Origin of the sequence: Pedobacter sp. KBW06 (genome assembly GCF_003852525.1) — a bacterium.
Taxonomy (GTDB): Bacteria; Bacteroidota; Bacteroidia; order Sphingobacteriales; family Sphingobacteriaceae; genus Pedobacter.
In genome coordinates, this window is sequence record NZ_QAJL01000006.1 from 366,252 (window position 1) to 384,728 (window position 18,477).

The 18,477-nt window shown below is 46.3% G+C and carries 1 protein-coding gene; it reads right to left on the reverse strand.

All coding sequences use genetic code 11. The annotated features are described in order from the left end of the window. Nucleotides 1–15 precede the first annotated feature (15 nt). Nucleotides 16–18,393 carry an SDR family NAD(P)-dependent oxidoreductase gene (locus DBR43_RS31255; RefSeq protein ID WP_233603296.1) on the reverse strand — a complete coding sequence of 6,126 codons (18,378 nt, stop codon included), beginning with the start codon at nt 18,391–18,393 and terminating at the stop codon, nt 16–18. Between the last annotated feature and the right edge of the window lie 84 nt (nt 18,394–18,477).

Consider the following 18,477-nt stretch of genomic DNA (forward strand, 5'->3'; position numbering starts at 1 on the left):
TCGCTTATCTATCTTTTATACATTTTCATTATTGGCTGCTACGGCAGGATCAACAACCGGATTTTTGTATTCCTCCAGGATAACGTGGGCGTTCATTCCACCAACCGCGTAACTGTTCAACCCGGCCCTTCTCGGATAAACACCATTGCTCCAGTAGCCTGATTCAGATTTCAGAATCATAGAATGCCCCGGATCAAGTTCCTTGTTCACAATATCGAGTCCTGAGATTCCGGGTATGGTTTTATTCCGGAATGCCATGATCACCTTAATGATGGATACGATTCCTGAAGCGAGTTCCGGATGCCCTACTGTCGGCTTCACACTTCCAATGTTCCACTTCTTTTCGGGATTGGAGCTCAACTCCTTATAAGCTTCATTGATGGCTCCCAGCTCAATGGCATCAGCCATCCGGTTGGCTACACCATGGGCTTCGATATAATCAATGGTATCAGAATTCACGCCTGCCTTACGGATACAGGCCTTGATCACTTCCTTCATTCCTTTTGCACTCGGCGTTTCCAGTGAAAAGCCCCGACCACCATGATAAACAGCGCTTCCCCTCACCAGGGCCAGAATTTTGTCGCCATCTAACCTGGCTTTTTTCAGTGGCTTAATGATCAAAACTCCTGCACCTTCACTTTTAACAAAACCGGTCCCTTCATCACCAAAACTTCTGGTCACCTGTCCGTTGCTCAGCAAACCGGTTAACTTACCCAGCGCATTTTCCTGAAGTGCAAGTCTGGAAATCACATTGACACCGCCAACGATTGCCTGCTCACACTCACCGGTATAAATACTTTGAATCGCGCGGTGTAAGGCGACATATCCGCTCGTACAAGCCGTATCAACAACCTCGCTTGGTCCTTTCAGGTTCAGCTGGAAGGAAACCTTGTTCGGGATGATGTAAGAGATGTCTTTATCAACACTTATGTTTCCCAATTCATCTGCTTCCGGAAGCAATTGCTGTGATCCGATAAATACACCTGTTCGTTTAGCTGAGAGCGCTTTCAGCGCAATTCCACTCTCCTCAATCGCCTGCCCCAGAACACCAAATATCAATTTCTGCTGGCGTCCCATCTCCGAAAACTCTTCCGGCGTCAGGCCAACCTTGCGGATATGTGATTCCTGAAAAACCTCGGCAATCGCACCATAATGAAATGAAGTACCTTTTGATTTAACTTCAACCGTTCCGTCCATTACATTTCCTGACATGATCTGCTCCCAAAGCTGTTCTGAATCCCCGGCACCGGAGAAAACACCTCCAAGTGCGACAATCGCAATGGCATCGTCGTCTTCCTCTGCAACTTCAGCCTGGTCTTCCTCCTCAGCCGAAGGAAGCGTTTTTTTCGAAATCAGATCATCCCCATACGATCCATGGATATATTCACTCAACTCTTTTATACTGGGATAATTGAAAATATCGGTCGACTTTAACAGGATGTTCAAGGCTTCATTGATGTTTTTTGTCAGGGTGGTTCCCAGGATGGAATCAAATCCGTATTCCGAAAATGGCCTGTCGTCTTCAAAAGCTTCTACCGGTAGTTTCACTGTTTCCGATGCAATACGGATCAGTTCTTCCGATAAACTATCCAGCCCCTGGCTCCTTAGTTTTGAGGTTTCCTGCTTTGCAGGCGCCTGCCCACTTGAAGACCGGGCTGCAATGGATTCCTTCGGCTGCGAGGATGCTGTGATCAATTCCACTGCGCGGGGGATCGTAATTACGCCATCGCTCGCGGCAATGATGATCTGCTGTGGTAATGCAAGGCCTTCAGGATATATTTTAGTTTGTTCAAAACCCTGTTCAGCCAGAACTGCGGACCAACCCGCTCCCGACAAACCCGGACCGCCTTCCATACGGACTTCAGGATCCTCATACAACCACCAGCCATCTAATAGTCCAAAAGTGAGGGTGCTGTAAAGGTCTGTACGGGCGATTTCATTCAGCATCAGCAAACCTCCTTTTTTCAGTACCGCCTTGATATTGCGTAGTGCAATGCTGATATTTTTAGTGGCATGTACCACATTGGTTCCCAGAACAACATCAAACGAACCTGTTGCAATCCCCTGAACTGCCGGCGATTCCTCAATATCAAATAAAGCTGTCTGAAGGTAAGGTGTCTGAGATTTGTAGTTCCGTTCTGCATGCAACAGGAATGTCCTGGAAATATCGGTATACACATAGACGATCGAAGCTTCATATCCTGCTAACTTCCTGAACAACATCTCACTGGTTCCTCCGGTTCCGGCACCGATTTCCATGATCCGAAGCTTATCCCCATTTTCTTTCTTGCCGATGGCGGCGATGATACTCTCTGCAACCTGCGTAGTTAATAATTCATTAAAGTAATCTGCGGTATGGTTACCGGTATATATTCCCTTTACATAAGCAAGGCTTCCATCCGGAAAAATAACATCCACCGCCCTTACTTTTCCTGTAAATATTTCTTTCAGTAAAAAGAGGCAACGCAATAACAAATCCAGGTGTGCTTTATAAACCGGTTGTTCCGCTGAAAGTTGCTCGATTTCGAAGTTCAGGTCAAAATCCGCCAGTTCATCTTTTATACCTGCCGATATTGAGATTCCATCTTTATCTATTTTGATGTGCGTCATTTCTTGCAGCCAGTCCAACATCGACTGGAATAACCGTGCGTATTTATCGCTGATTCCCAGTATGGTCCTCAGCTTGTTAACCAACAGCCTGCGATCCTCCTGCTGTAGCGGCCGGTTCGTTTCTTTCTGAACTTCCGCTTTGAAATTAAGTCCTTCAAGGCCCAGTTCCTGCAACACCTGCAAAAAGCTTTTGACACAAATCTGAAACATTCTGGATTCGTAGGGCTCTGCATGCCGGTATTCAGGGACCTGAACTTCCTGTAACTGAAGATCCGTAAGCTCAGCTTTTATAATTTGCTGATTAGCCAACAGGCTATTAATTTTTGAACTGCTCTGTTTTGACAACTTCAATACCACTGCCTGTTCCTGATCATTAGCGATCAAAGTTTCCAGCACCTGCATTCCTTCAGCGATAGAAATGCTCTCTATACCTAGTATCAGCATCCGCTGCCGGTATTCTGCCGAGCTGACTACCCCAACTTCCCCCCAATACCCCCAGTTGATCACATGCGTCCGGATGCCCAGGCGTTGGGAAACCTGCCTCGCATAACTGTCTTTGTACATACAACCGGATGAATAATTCCCCTGTCCCGGGGCATTCCATTGGGATTGGGCCGAAGAATAAAAACAGATAAAATCCAGATTTTCTCCTTTAAAAGCATTTACAAGGTGATGGCTTGCAGTGGCTTTGGGGTCAAAAGAACTGCTGAAATCTGCTTCGGTCATGTTCGTCATGAGTTGATCATTCAATACCAATGCTGAATGGAAAAGGCCATGAATCAGCTTATGATTTTCTTTAATCTCCCGGAATGCAGCATCCACACTTTCCTTTTTGGTCGCATCACATTGGATATATACCGGACGCGGACCTTTTTTGGAAATCTCCTCCTGCGAAGCAGAGATCTTATCGTTAGCTGCGCTTCTGCCCAGCCAGATGACTGTTGCACCGTATTTTTCAGCCAGATAAGCCGTAGTTACCTTTCCGATTCCTCCTGCTCCACCAAGAATGACATAAGTCCCGCCTTTCCGGAACCTGCTTTCTATATCTGGATTCAGCTGCAAAGGCGACAATACCCGGCGGTACAGATGACCACTACGGTAAGCCTGAAATACGTCCTGAACATCGTAGGGTGTACTGAATAAACGTCTGAAACCATCCGGTTCCAGCACTTCGGTTTCCAGGTCCGTGACCCGTACCTGCCATTTTTCATATTCCCTGGCCAATGAGCCCAGTAATCCCGGAATCCCGCTTCCGCTTACCGATACCTGGTCACCGGAAACCACTTTTTGCGTATTGCAGGTAAACAGTTCCAGATAAAGTTCATTTTCCGGATCTGCGAGATCTAACAGTGTTTTAATGCTTCTGAACAGGTGTAATTCGTGCTGCCCATACTTTACATTGGTTTCGGCCTCCAGACCACCATCTAGGGTATCCGATACAGATTTTCCGGAATCTGCTCCGATGAGCTCCCTATCCAGTCCGGCAGTAAAATAAATATGATCACCTTTATGGAGCGGGCCTTTTAAATCAGAAAGACTTGCCAAGATCTCCAGCTTTGCACCTTCAGATTCCAGCCAGGCAGCTAAACCTGCGGCAAACAGCCCCGGCGAGGCACCAGTAATGATCAAATAACGACCAGAACGGCCCTTTATCTCTTCCAATCCGGGATCTTTTAGCGCGCTCAGAGATTTTCGTTCCCATAATGGCATATATAAGATATCTGCAGAAAATCCGGAACCTGTAACCGCGCCATTCATTGATTTAACCTGCTGATCCGGAATCCAATAACGTTCACGTGCAAAAGGATAAGTCGGCAAACTGATCTTTTGCGGCTTTTTGCCAGGGTAAAGCAACAGCCAGTCTATACCAATGCCTTTTACCCATAGCTCTGCCAATGCCGCAACTTCTCCTGCGGATATCGCTGCATGAATATAAGCTTCACCTGCTTTGCCATCCAGCACAAAACTGCCTGAATCTCTTTTGATATTACCGGTATAAAAATCACCGGGTTTTTCCTCCAAATAAGCATTCAGTTTCGCGCTCAGCTCATGGAGATCGCCTGCTGTCAACGCCAGCCTTTCTTCCATGGCTTCTCTGCCTGTCTGTAAAGTATAAGCGATGGAATGCAATTGTTCATCCGGATGGGATAAAAGGTGATCTGCCAGGTTTTTCACCTGGTCTTTCAATCTTGCTACATTCCTTGCCGACAACAATATGATTACCGGGCGGTTTCCATTATCGTAAACCTGCTTTTCCGACCGGTATTCTTCCAGAATAAGGTGTGCATTACTGCCACCAAAACCGAAACTGCTTACCCCGGAAATTCTGGCTTTATGATTGTCAGCAGCCCATTCAGTGGTATCTTTTTGCAGGCTAAATGGTGTCCCATCCAGCTGCAGATAGGCATTTGGCGTTTTTAACTGCGGATTTCCAGGTAAGATCTTATGTTTTAAAGACAATAGTACTTTAACCACACCAGCTATACCGGCAGCAGCCTCCAGATGACCAATATTTGTTTTTACACTGCCAATACTGCAATGTGGAACAGCCGGAAAATCCAGTCCCCGTTCTTTATAAAGCGCTTTAAAAGCGAGTTTGAGTGCCTCTGTTTCGATCGGATCTCCCAGAGGAGTCCCGGTTCCGTGTGCTTCTATGTAACTGACATCCCGCGGATCTATATTTGCCGAACGATAGGCCTTCATTAACAACTCTTTCTGCGCCGCAGGATTAGGGGATGTTAACGAATTGGCTTTTCCTCCATGGTTTACAGAAGTTCCGCGGATTACAGCATAAATACGATCCCCATCTGCCTCTGCCTGTTTTAATGATTTCAAAACCAGCATGCCCACTCCTTCACCCCTCACATAGCCATTTGCAGCCTGATCAAAGGTTTTGCATCTCCCATCTTCGCTCAGCATTCCAGCCTGGCTTAGAGGTAACAGTGTTTCCGGAATGATGTCTAAACTTCCGCCACCTGCAATGACAATCCTGCAACTCCCCGAACGAATGTTTTCTACCGCCCTGTGAATCGCAATGAGTGAACTAGAACAAGCCGTATCTACCGGTTCACTCGGCCCTGTTAAATTAAACAGGTAAGATATGCGGTTGGTCAGGATGGAATGGGAAAGTCCGGTAATGGACTGTGCCTCCTGACTTAAACCATGACGCTGAACCAACGAAGAATAATCATTAAAATAGGAACCAATGAAAACACCGGTATCAGATCCGGAAAGGTCTTTTACATTAATTCCTGCATCTTCCAGGGCATGATAAACGGTTTCAATTGCGATCCGGTGCTGAGGGTCCATCAATTCTGCCTCCATCGGTGATATATTGAAAAACAACGGATCAAACTTGTCTATATCGTCAATAAACCCACCCCATTTTGCTTTGGTTTTATGCTTGTCCTGCTTAGGATCTCCATAAAATGCCTTCCAGTCCCAGCGCTCTTCCGGGATTTCTACGATCAGGTCCTTATTTGCTTTGAGGTTTTCCCAAAAAGCCGCGAGATCCGGAGAACCGGGAAAACGTCCGCTCATTCCAATTACTGCAACGGCGGTATTGTCCTGACGCGTTTCTTCCTGCCCCCTGCCAAACTTACTATTCCATGTAAACTGATGGTGCCGGATCAGAGGGGATTTCAACATGGCAACTGAATTCAGTCCTTTCCCAGGTTGATTTATCAAATTGGTACTCCTTCCTGTAATCGGACTACCACCATGTTTCTGTATTAAACTGCCCAGATGTTCCTCCAGTAGAAATTGAGAAAAACGTCCCGCAGTGGGGTAATGATAAAATGAAGTAGGCAATAAGGCCAAACCATAATACTCATTTAACTGATGACAAAATCTGGTGATCAAAATAGAATCAAATCCATAATCACCTAATTCATCCTCAAGTTTTATATGATTTTCTTCAACTTTCAATACCTCTCCAACAAGCGCGATGATGCTTTCCTCTACCTTTTTCTGTAGTCCTGCCGGAATATTTTTTTCAGATCCGAAACCAACCGGATCATCTATTTTGCCTGCAAGCTGCTGCCCATAGGATTTTTCTTTTAATCCATAAATCACCACACCTTGTTCTGACGATCCTGAAAGCAGGTTTTCAAATGCTGTAATTCCCATTGCCGATGGCATAGGGAATATTCCCCATTTACTTCGCAGGTATTCCAGCTGATCCGGAGCGATCTGCATTCCTCCTTTTTCCCAGTATGGCCAGTTGATGCTCAGGGTATGTCCCTGTCTCAAACCACCTGCTTTTTGTTCATTGCGATATCTCGAATAATGGTCCAGATAGGCATTTGCCGAAGCGTAATCCGCTTGTCCTATATTTCCCGTTACTGCGGATAAAGATGAAAACAACACCATAAAATCCAATGGCTCAGTACTGCTGGCCTCGTCGAGGTGTTCAACACCGGCTATTTTACAAGCCAGCACTTCATCGATCTGCTCATTTGTTTTATGAACAATCAGACTATCCTGAATCACACCTGCACCATGAATAATTCCGTTAACGGAAACGTGTTTCTCCCTGATTTTTGACATCAAAGCCGCTACATCTGCTTTTTTACTCAGGTCACAGCGATGGTATTCCCAGTTTGGAATATCCGATAAGGCATCCTCATGTTCTCTACTGAGCTCCCTTCTTCCCGTAAAAATCAAACGGGTATTTTTGAAACCTGCAATGTACCGGCCGAATACTTTACCAATTTCACCCAAACCACCGGTGATCAGGTAAACGCCTCCTTCTTTAATTAACGGCTGCTGAACCTGATTTCCAAAGTCAAAGGGCCTGAATTGCTTGGTTTCTCTTTTTCCATGCTGATAGCGGATCTCAATGTCGGTGAGTGAAGGTTCCCGTTCATCTTCCAATATCCTCAGCAGCTCTTCACTCAGGTTAACCTCAAGTCCGTCAACCCCGATGATTTTTCCCTTTATTTTCGGGCTCTCCTGCATCGCAGTCTTTAACAAACCGGCCACAAAGGCATATTCCAGATAATCTTCGTTTTTATATACAATCAGGAGATTTACGGATGATTTTTGCCGGATCTTGTCTTTGATCTTTTGGAAAACTGCTTTAAAATAAGCGACTTTAGTTCCTGCCGGAACGAACGAAACTTCTGCTTCGAGCCCTTCTGAAAGCTGATCAGCAAGATTGGCAGAGCCTCCCGCCAGCAACACCTGAATTTCTGAAGAATGTCCAGCTGTATTGATCAGCTCCTGCTCCTTCCAGCTGTAATCATACAAATGAAGCGCCGGAACAGATCTCTGTTCGGTTGCAATCAGATGTTCGGTGCATTCCGCTGCCGCTACTTTTTCTTTCGGACCTGAATCCGGACCTGTGGCTTGCAAGATCATAAAATCTTCCATTCGCAAAGCCACTTCTCCTTGTTCATTGATAAGGTCGATATCAAATGAAACGACGGTGTTTCCTCCCGCATTATTTTCCCGCTTCCGCGCATAAGCCCACATCCTGCCACTGAGTTCCGCATGAATATTCACCACATTTACAAAAAACAGCAGCGATAAAGCACCTTTATCAGTCGCCGGCATCAAAACTTCGCAGGTCTGCAATGCGCGCTCCAATAGTCCGGGGCTCAGCACATAACCTTTCTCCAAAGGAAGTACGATTTCAGACAATGCCTCATCTGTACTGTGGTACAGTTTTTCGATGCCCTGTTCTTTGAGATATGGGTAATATGCTTGCTTTACCCCGGCAAGACGGCTGGTCATCAGGTCAAGATCGTATGGCTCCGGAAAAGATAGCTGCCGGCTGCTTAAAATCCCCTGACCGTATCGTGTTTCTTCCGCGCCAGCTGTATAGACTTCATATCCTGCAGTATGCAGCTCAGATCCTCCTGCTTCAACAGAAGGATACAAACGGATGTTCAGTTCCACCGCTTTACTGCCTATTTTTAAAGGGTTCTGCCAGGAGATTTCTCGGAGCTGGGTAATTTTTTGCCCTAAACTTCTTTCTCCCGCTTCCCTGGCCATCTCCAAAGCGACCAGCCCAGGCAGGATTTTTTCACCGGCAATCCGGTCATCTTTCAAAAAGCTTTCCTGACCGGTAAAAATACTTGTGTATTTCTGTGCGCTAAGATCCGACTCGTTGCGGTGCAGCAACGGATGCAATTTTCCGGTTTGCGGATCTGATAGGTTTAGTGACTGATCAGGGATCCAGTAACGTTCACGTGCAAAAGGATAGGTAGGCAAACTGACCTTCTTTGGTTTCAGCCCTGGATAGAGCAACGACCAGTCGACATTTACACCTTTCACCCAAAGCTGTGCCAGGGATCCGGCTTCCTGTTCAGCAATGGCTTCCCTGATATAAGCCTGGCCTGCTTTGCCTTCCAGAATAAAGCCGCTTCCATCTTTTTTGATATTACCGGTATAAAAATCGCCGGATTTTCCCTCCAGATAGACATGCAGCTTTCGCTTCAATTCATTCAGGTCATTTGCGGTCATTGCCAGCCGCTCCTCCATCGCCTCCCTGCCTGTTTGCAGTGTATAGGCCATTCGATGCAAGTCCACATCAGGATGAAGTTCCAGATGATCAGAGAGGTTTTTCGCCTGCTCTCTTAATCTGGCGCTGTTTCTTGCCGATAACAGGATCACTACGGCTCCGCCAGGCGCAGCATATTTTTTATTTTCCGCGCGGTATTCCTGCAGAATCAGGTGTGCATTACTGCCACCAAAACCAAAGCTGCTGATCCCTGCGATGCGAAGTTTATTATTTTCCGTTGTCCATTCCCTGGTTTCTTTCTGCAAATGGAATGGGGTATCTTTTAATTTTAAATACTCATTCGGTGTTTTTAAATGTGGATTCCCCGGCAATATCCTGTGCTTTAAGGCAAGCAGCACCTTCACTACTCCCGCGATCCCCGCTGCAGCCTCCAGATGGCCAATATTTGTTTTCACACTGCCAATGCTGCAATGAGGAACAGCAGGAAAATCCAGACCTCGGTCTTTATAAAGTGCCTTGAACGCCTGTTTCAACCCTTCTGTTTCTATCGGATCTCCAAGAGGTGTTCCTGTGCCATGAGCTTCAATATAGCTGACATCCCGGGGATCAATATTGGCCGAGCGATAGGCTTTCAATAACAATTCCTTTTGTGCTGAAGGGTTAGGAGAAGTCAATGAATTGGCTTTCCCACCATGGTTTACTGCCGTTCCCCGGATGACTCCGTAAATATGATCTCCATCAGCTTCGGCTTTGTCCAATGATTTTAAGATCAGAATGCCCACACCTTCAGCCCTTACATAACCGTTTGCTCCCTGGTCAAAAGTGCGGCACCTTCCCTCTTCACTTAACATCCCGGCCTGGCTAAACGAGAGGGTAAGTTCAGGAGATAACATGGCATTAACCCCACCAGCAATCGCCATATCACAATGTCCGTTTCTGATATTTTCTACTGCTTTATGGATCGCAATCAAAGAACTTGAACAAGCGGTGTCTATCGGTTCACTCGGTCCATGGATGTCCAATAAATAAGAAATGCGGTTCACCAGAACGGAATGCGCAGCTCCTGTAGAAAATAGCGCATCGCCCGACAGGTCAGATTTTTTATTGATCAAAACGGAATAATCCAAACTCGACACCCCGATAAATGTTCCTGTATTCGTTCCTTTCAGTGCATTCACAGACAGGCCTGCATCTTCCAATGCCGTATACACTGCTTCCAGAGTGATTCGTTGCTGAGGATCCATTAACTCCGCCTCAGCAGGTGAAATATTGAAAAACAACGGATCAAACTTATCTATATCTGCGATAAACCCGCCCCATTTCGCCTTGGTTTTATTTTTATTCTGAGCAGGATTGCCATAATAATCTTCCCAGTTCCAGCGGTCGGATGGAATTTCAGTAATCAGGTCCAGGTTATCCTTGAGATTCTGCCAGAAGATCTCTGGCTGCGCTGAACCAGGAAACCTTCCGCTAAGACCGATAACCGCTATGGAACCGGTTTTAGGAGCAGAGGGTACAGACGCTGCCGGAAAATCAAAAGTACTGCTGATCGCTGCGAATGATTCCGCTTCCCTGCCGGTTATCGCGGTTTCTGTTTCCAGGCCGACTAGTTTCTCATTTTCTTCAGCCTGCTGAAATTCTCTTTCATCGAATTTCAGATAAAGCGACATTTCCTTCGGAAACTCCTCCAACAAACATTCCGCTAGTTTCCTTATCGTATCATATTGAAAAAGAAGTGTTGGATACAATTCGATTTCCAGCTTAGCCGAGAAACCGGTCGTCATTCCGATCAATTGCGTGGAGCTGAGCCCCAATTCCATAAAGCTCTCATCGAATGAGATTTCATCGGAAGGCACCTGTAAAACGCCTGCAATTTCCTGCTGAAGCAGTTTTCGGATCTCAGCTTCTGCAGCCGGTTTCCTATCAACCTCCTGATCAACCAGCTTTTTTGTCTGAGCAAGCACTGCCTCAGTGCGCTCTTCTGTTGCCCTTACAGTCATCTCTCTTTTTATGATCTCTTGTCCCAGCCAGTAATGGTTGCCAGACGATCTTTCCACCGGCAATGCTGCCCTTCCCGGGAAGTGGTTATTTTCTGCAGCTTCGATCAGCATATGGCAATTGGTTCCGCCAAATCCAAAGCTGGATATCGCTGCAATGGCATGTTCTGCCTCCCATTTTTTCAGGGAAGTATTCGGATAAAATGGAGATTCAGGAAATTTAAACCTTGGATGAGGGTTATCACAATTTAATGTAGGCACGAGCAAACGGTGCTGCATCTGCAAAAGGATCTTGATCAATCCGGTTACTCCGGCCGCAGTCATATTGTGTCCCAGATTGCTTTTCACAGCACCAATAGCGCAATATTGTTTATTTCCGGAATAGGAAGCATAGACTTCTGCAGCGGCCTGTACTTCTATAGGATCGCCAAGTAAGGTACCCGTTCCATGAGCTTCATAATAACTGATTTTCTCAGCTGAAATTCCGGACTTCCTCAGCGCATTTTCAATAACGCTTTTTTGTCCCTCTTTATTTGGAACGGTTAGCCCCATAGTATGGCCATCGTTGTTGACATCGGAACCGATGATGACCCCGAATATCTGGTCCCCGTCTGCTTTCGCCTGACTATATTCTTTCAGCATCACCAGCCCTCCGCCTTCTGCCAATACAAAGCCGTTTGCCCGTTCATCAAAAACATAACTCTTGCCATCTCTGGATAATACTTCAGCCTGACTAAAACCGATATGTGAAAAAGGATCCGTCATGATAGAGATTCCTCCCGCTATGGCCATCTTTACTTTTCCTGAAAGAATGTCATCGCATGCATCATGGATCGCAACCAGAGAGCTGGAGCAGGCTGTATCAATCACTTTACTTACGCCTTTCAAATTGTAAAAATCAGAAACACGCGCCGCAGTCATATTACTGATGCTGTTGACTACAGTATGTTTGTAACTTGCCTTCGGCATCAGGTGGTAATGATTGCGGATGTAATTGTTGTCCTTCGCTCCGAGATAGACACCTGTATGGCTGTTTGCCAGCTCCTCTTTACGATATCCGGCATGTGATAACAGCTCCCTGCTCAGTTCCAAAATAATCCTTTGCTGAGGATCCATGGAGATGGCATCATCGTCACTGATTTTGAAGTACTTTGCATCAAATAATCCCGGATTTTTCAGGAATCCACCTTTTGTTGTATAGGTCTTATCCGGGGCCGCCTTTTCAGAATAATGTTTCAAGATATCCCACCTGTTCGCAGGGGTTTCTGTAATCGTATCTTTTCCGGATTTTAGGTTTTCCCAGAATTCAGATAAGTCATCTGCCTGGGGAAGTCTGCAGGACATCCCGATGATGGCTACTTTTCCGCTGTTTTTCGGCTGATTACCGGCTAAGCTCTGATTTACAAAACGGTTGGACGAAGGCATTTTCACGCTATCTTTAAGATCGTTGTTCCTGAGCTCAGTGTGTACAACCGCCACTGGCTTCAGTACCATTTCTGTTTCCATATAAGCTGCCAGCGCATCGATCGTTGGATAATTGATCAGGGATGTTGGATCCATAACGATTTCGTATCGGGATTCCAGCGTATGAAGGATTTTCATGATCAGGATAGAATCCATGCCATATTCCGAAAAATCAACATCTGCTTCCAGGTCTGTGATGTTAAGCTTTAACTGCTTCGCTATGACCTCTTTAAGTGACGAAATCAGTTCAGACTGATCCGGACCTTCAACCTCCTTCCCTGTTAAAGGTTTTTCAGCAGGATTGGCCTTTGCTCCAACAAGTTTTTCATAGAATTTTTCTTTTAGCCCATAAATTACCGCCGCCTGATCTGTGTTGCCCGAAAGTAAAGCTTCAAATGCAGCAATCCCTTCCCCGGATGGCATCGGCAACATTCCCCATTTATTGCGCAGGTATTCCAATTTATGCTCATCGATTTGCATTCCTCCATTTTCCCAGTAGGGCCAGTTGATGCTCAGGGTCTGCCCCTGTCTCAAACCAGCTGCTTTTTGTTCATTGCGAGATCTGGCATAATGGTCCAGATAGGCATTTGCCGAAGCATAGTCGGCCTGTCCAATGTTTCCGGTTATTCCGGATAAAGAAGAAAACAGCACCATAAAATCCAATGGTTCAGCACTGCTGGACTCATCCAGATGTTCAACACCGGCTATTTTACAAGCCAGTACCTCATCGATCTGCTCCTGTGTTTTATGAACAATCAGACCATCATGAATTACCCCTGCACTATGAATGATCCCGTTGATTGAAAGGTGTTTCTCCCGGATTTTCAACATCAAGTCGGCTACAGACGCTTTCTTGCTGATATCACAGCAATGGTACTCCCAGTTTGGAATATCCGATAAAGCATTTTCTTTTTCCTTAGTCAGCTCCTGCCTTCCCGTAAAAATCAAACAGGTATTTTTGAAACCTGCGATGTACCGGCCGAACAGCTTTCCGATTTCGCCCAAACCTCCGGTAATCAGGTAAACCCCTCCTTCTTTAATTACCGGCTGCTGAACCTGCTTCCGAATATCATAGGATTGAAACTGTTTCGTTTCTCTTTTCCCCCGCTGATAACGGATCTCTGTGTCGCCAGGCGAGACTCCCCGCTCTCTTTCCAGGATTCTCAGAAGCTCTTCACTTGAATTCAGTTCAAGTCCGTCCACGCCAATGATTTTACCCTTTATTCCCGGGCTTTCCTGCATTGCGGTCTTTAGCAAACCTGCAACAAAGGCATATTCTAAATAATCGTCGTTTTTGTAAACAATCAACAGGTTTACTTTTGATTTCTGCCGGATCTGATCTTTGATTTTTTGGAAAACAGTATTAAAATAAGTGGTTTTACTTCCCGCAGCAATGAAAGAAACCTCTGCTTCAAGCCCCTCAGAAAGCTGATCGGCCAGGTTCGCTGAACCTCCGGCCAAGAGCACATGAAGCTCCGGAGCATCCACCTCTTCAGAGGTCAGTTCCTGTTCTTTCCAGCTGTAATCATACAAATGAAGCGCAGGAACAGATGGCCGATCCAACGAAGCCTGAGGCTCCCTTCTGACTGGCAAGGTAACAAAACCCTCCATTCGTAAGGCCACTTCACCTTCTTCATTCATGAGATCGATATCGTAGGAAATCGCTGCATTTCCACTTTTATTGCTATTGCTTTTCCGAACATAGGCCCACATCGGACTACTGAGTTCCCCATATATGTTAACCGTCTTTACAAAAAATGGCAAGGATAAAGAGTCGCCTCCTGCTCCGGGAATCAGACCTGCACAGGTTTGCAAAGCACTGTCCAGAATTCCCGGGCTCAATACATAACCTTTCTCCAGTGGAAGCACAATTTTAGACAAAGCTTCTTCCTCACTATAGTACAGCTTTTCAATGCCTTTAAAAGCAGGACCATATTCCAGTCCCCTTTCTTTGAAATATTTATAATAGTTCTCAGCATCTTTTACTCCAGCCAAACGTCCGCTTATCGAATTTAAATTATAGGTTTCCGGAACCTGCAGCTGCCGACTACCCACGATACCACTACAATGCAGCACTTCGGACTCCCCGGTTGTATAAATTTTATATCCTGCTTCTTCAGCCGAAGGATGCAGCAGAATGGTTACTTCTTCCGCTTTAAGTTTTACTTTCAAAGGGCTTAGCCAGGTCACATTTTTTAACTGGGTGATCTTTTGACGAAGGCTTCGTTCTCCCGCTTCCCTGGCCATTTCCAGATAAGCTACCCCAGGCAATACTTTTTCTCCGGCTACCTTATGGTCTTTAAAAAAATGTTCTTCACCGCTATAAGTGCTGACATATTTTTGCTCCATAAAGTCGGATTCATTGCGGTGCAGCAAAGGATGCAACTTTCCTGAAACCTGACCTGGAGCTTTAACCGAAGAAACCAAATCATCTGGCAACCAATACCGTTCTCTTGCGAAAGGATAAGTAGGCAAACCGATCTTTTCCGGTTTCCTGCCTGCTCCCTGATACAATAAAGACCAGTCAATCTGAATTCCTTTCACCCAGATCTGCGCCAATGATCCGGCTTCCTGTGCAGAAATCGCTTCCCTGATATAAGCTTCACCTGCCCTGCCTTCCAGCACAAAACCGCCCTGGTCCTTTTTGATATTGCCGGTGTAAAAATCGCCGGCTTCGCCTTCCAGATAAGTACTTAGTTTAGCTTTCAGTTCATCCAGGCTACCCGCCGTCATGGCCAGCCGCTCTTCCATCGCTTCCCTGCCAATCTGCAGCGTATAGGCAATGGAATACAATTCCAGACCAGCCTGTGATTCCAGGTAGCCGAACAGGTTTTGCACCTGATCCTTCAGCCTTGCACCATTCTTTGCAGACAGTAAAATCACTGCGGCTCCTTTACCAACATAGGGCTGATGCAATTCAGGAAGGTATTCTTCCACAATGAGGTGTGCATTGCTACCTCCTGCACCGAAACTGCTGATTCCCGCGATGCGGAGCTTGTCATTTTCCGGCAGCCAGGCTTCCAGCTCCTGCTGGACCCGGAAGGGACTGACTTTAAAATCTATATTCGGGTTCAGTACCGAGGAATGCAGTGAAGGTACCAGCTGCTGATGCCTGAATTGTAACAACACTTTACTCAATCCCGAGATCCCTGCTGCAGATTCACCATGTCCGATATTCGATTTAACAGAACCGATGCTGCAATAAGAGCTCTTTTCTGAAGGAAAAACCTGGCTCAGCCCGGCAATTTCGATCGGGTCACCCAGGCTTGTACCTGTACCATGAGCCTCAATATAACTGATGTCGCCGGCCTGTATTCCTGCTCTTGAGATGGCCTCTCTGATCACTGCAGACTGTGCCCGAAGGTTCGGTACTGTAAACCCGCTGCTGCGCCCTCCATGGTTCACCGCTGTGCCTTTGATGACCCCATAAATCCGGTCGCCATCTGCTTTTGCCCTGCTCAGCCTTTTTAACAGCACCACACCCACACCTTCTCCAGGTACATAACCATCTCCGCCTTTTCCAAAACTTTCGCAGGTCCCCTTAGAGGATAAAAACATCGAATTGGACAGCCAGGTGTATTTACTCGGATGTAAGCTCAGGTTTACTCCTCCGGCAAGTGCCATCGTACTTTCGCCCCTGTGGATACTCTCACAGGCCAGGTGAATTGCCGTGAGCGAAGAAGAACATTGGGTATCGATCCCGATACTGGGACCGCGGAATCCCAAATGATAAGACACCGTATTGGCAGCCATCGATACAAAACTGCTTGGCATAAAGCCTTCTTCTGTCCCTCCCGCACGATACAACTGGTAATCTGTCCAGAAAACGCCGGCAAAAACGCCTACTTTTTCTGTGTCTGCTAATTTCTTTGCCGTATAACCGGCATCTTCCACTGTCTTCCAGCTCTCCTGAAGGAATAAACGGGCCTGTGGATCCATATTTTCTGCTCCGGCAGGAGGAATATTGAAAAACAAAGGATCAAACTTATCTGCATCTGAGATAAAGCCGCCCCACTTGCTGTAGCTCGTTCCTGTCTTTCCTTTTTCCGGGTCAAAATAGAGACTGGAATCCCAGCGTTCTTCCGGAATTTCGACGATGCTGTTCCTGCCCTGACTCAGGTTTTCCCAGAATTCATCCAGGTCTTTTGCTCCCGGATAACGACCGCTAAGCCCAATGATCGCAATAGGATCATCACCATATGAACCTTTGTCTATCGCATTAGAAGAATTGTTTAAATCTGCTGATTGATCATCTGATGAATTTTTCGACCCCAATCCAGGCGGAGGTATTGCTTCAGATGAACTTTGCGAAGTTGCCTCTTGTTCAAAACCAGGAACTCCTGTCGATGCCAGAGACGCAGTCCCGCGATCAGCTGACAGGTCAGCAGTTATAAAGTGTACCTCATCATTCTCCTGCAAATAAGTACTCAGTTCAGCTATGGTCTGGTACTCGAACAATAATGAAGGATAAAAATCATGACCACATTTCTGTTCCAGATCTCTAACCAGTTCCATGGTCTGTTTTGAATCCAGGCCAAGGTCATAAAAGCCCCGGTCTTCTTCTATTTCTGCAGCCGGACGAAGGAGCCTGGCAGACAATAATTCCCTTAAATAAATACGGATCGCCTGCCCGGCCTGATCTCTGTGCTCAGTAAAATCACTCTTAACTGCTGTAGTGGTTATTCCTCCAGAAAGTAAAGGCGACGCAAGCGCAATTGCAGGCTCTGCTCTCTGAAAACCATCCCCCAAAGGTGCAATCAACTGTCTGATCAGCTCCGGATGACGGATGCGTTTGCTCGTCAGGTTCTTAAAGCCGCCAAGGTAGGTTCCTTCTTCGTTATATAACAAAATATCATTTTTAACTACTTCCGGAAGGGTTGCAGTATCAATAACCTGTTTTCTGCTGTACACAAAAAGTATCGATGGAAGTGCCTGTAGCAATTGAAACTGATCAATTGAAAAAGGAATATAAGGCACTTTTCCGGAAAGTAAACCAGTACCTTCAGAAAGACCAAATGAACTTCCGGCAAAGGTTGCCCCATCTAAAAACGGCGGCGGAGCAAAAAACTGGTCCCGATAATGTTCCGCCTGTTCACTCAGCTGCAACACCATCAGTTCTTCTTCCCCACGTTGGTAAAGTTTACCCCTGGTTTGCATGAAATCCCCATGCCAGATGTTCATTGTCCTTGCCATGGCATAAACAGCGGACATCTCAAATGCGGCATCGCTGTTTTCTATAAAACCAGCGATATCGAACCTTTCCGGGCTTGTTTTCTGCAAATGCTCCAGACGACATTCCATGTGTTGTTCCCATTCTCCATAAACATCTCCCTGCTTATTGATCCGGCTGGAATAGATAGCAGCCTCATAGAGGCTCTCTTTTCCCAGACTGTAGCGGATTTCCACAAGTCGGTTAAAAGACTCAGTGGTAGCCAGAGGCGAGGTAAAAAGCACCTTATTTAACATCAGCTCTTCCCCAAACAACTCTTTTGCCGTCCGCAATACCATGTCCAGATAGGTTACCCCAGGCACAATGCGCACTTCGTGGACCCGATGGTCCCTAAGGATATAATTTTTATGATCAAAGGTCAACTGAACAATCCATTCGGGAGCCTCCCCGAAGGTTTTGGATTGAAGATATTGCATAAAAGCGCGCTCAGCGGAGGCAACTTCGCCATCCAGACTTCTTCCCTGCATCACTGCCTGTTTATCTCTGACTGCGTCTTTATACTGCTGTTTCTCTTCCTGCAACAGCTGTTCTTCCGGCCAGTAACGGCTCCGGTTATAAACAATACCAGATCCTGAAAAAGGTGCTTTTACGGCATTCGGTGCAGGAACTCCTGCATTGCTCAGCAAAACATGGGCATTGTTCCCGCCAAGGCCAAAAGCACTGACTCCCGCCCGCCTAATCCCGTTCAGCCCAAGCCAGTCCTGCAGCTG